This is a genomic window from Methanobrevibacter filiformis (assembly GCF_001639265.1).
GTDB lineage: Archaea > Methanobacteriota > Methanobacteria > Methanobacteriales > Methanobacteriaceae > Methanacia > Methanacia filiformis.
In genome coordinates this window covers 1-1,328 of sequence record NZ_LWMT01000152.1, presented here as the reverse complement: position 1 = coordinate 1,328, position 1,328 = coordinate 1, and the positions used below count along the sequence as shown (strand labels likewise).

At 30.1% G+C, this 1,328-nt stretch carries 1 protein-coding gene; it reads left to right on the top strand.

What is annotated here, in order from left to right; translation table 11 throughout:
* Positions 1 to 1,107, top strand: a 1,107-nt coding sequence (locus MBFIL_RS04505; RefSeq protein WP_157078661.1) for a transposase, incomplete at its 5' end; no start/stop codon positions are given.
* Between the last annotated feature and the right edge of the window lie 221 nt (positions 1,108 to 1,328).

Below are 1,328 nucleotides of genomic sequence, written 5' to 3'. Positions count from 1 at the left end.
AATATGCTGAATTGTGAAATATATAGATCAATACTGGAATCCATGTACAATCACCAGTGCAGAGGTAGACCACATCATGATGTTACTTTAATGTTTAAAATCATGTATTTACAGGCTAAATATAATTTATCTGATGAACAAGTGATTAAAGACATTAAAGACAGAGCATCGTTCATGTGGTTTTTAGATTATCCTGAAAAAATACCCTCAACATCATCATTAAGAAATTTTAGAGACAGAATGGGAGATACAGGCATTATTGACAATATTTGGTTCCAACATCAAAAACAATTATCTTTAAAAGGTTACAATATTAGTGAAGAGCTTTTAATTGATGCTAGCTTCCTTGATGCAGGTCAAGGAAGTTATTCTGCACCTCGTGGAGATGAAGCTAAAACAAGACGAAGTCGTGATGGAACTAGCACAATTAAAAATAACGAGCATCACTTTGGATATAAAATACACCAAGTTATCTGCTTAAAATTCAACTTAATAAGAACTTTCAAAATTACCACAGCATCCCTCCACGATTCACAAATAACCTTCAACTTCAATAAAAACCACATCATGTACGGAGATAAAGGCTACATTGGAGCATCATTTGACTGCTACCCTGCACACATGCTCCGTAAATCCAATGATACAATTATAAATATAAACCGTAAAAGAAGAAATTGGAGAATCAGTCGCAAAAGAGCACTCGTAGAAAGACCCTTTGCAACATTCCAAGAACACGGACAAGACTACACAAAACTAACAACAATAGAAAGAAACGAAGCAAAAATGCTCATCGCAACACTACTCTTCAACACAAAACAATTACTAACACTCCAAAAAATGAAAAATAAAACACCAACAAAAACAATAAAAGACACCTACGAAAACCTCTTCGATCCAACCGAAAATCTTCCAAAATTAATCAAAATTCGCGAATCAATAACCAACATGAAAAATAGGCGAAAATACAGAATTAAACTGAATAAAAACAAACATTATTCATTATTTATTAAAAATAGAAAGCAGAAAAAAACTAAAAAGACACTGAAACCCCAAAAATTTACTAAAAAAAGATTTAATAAAAAATTGGGTTATTCATTTAATTCATAAGTTAAAACTTATTAATAAACTTTCTGGTTGTCAACTTAATAATAATGATAAACCTAGCGAGAGCTATCTACAAAACCAACAAAAACCAACAAAAACATAAAATTAAACAAACTAAAAACAATAAGAACAACTAAAAACAATTCAACAAAACCAACAAAATATTAAAAAAAACTCACATAAAAACACAAAAAATAAAGAAAAAATCAATAAAATAGAACAAA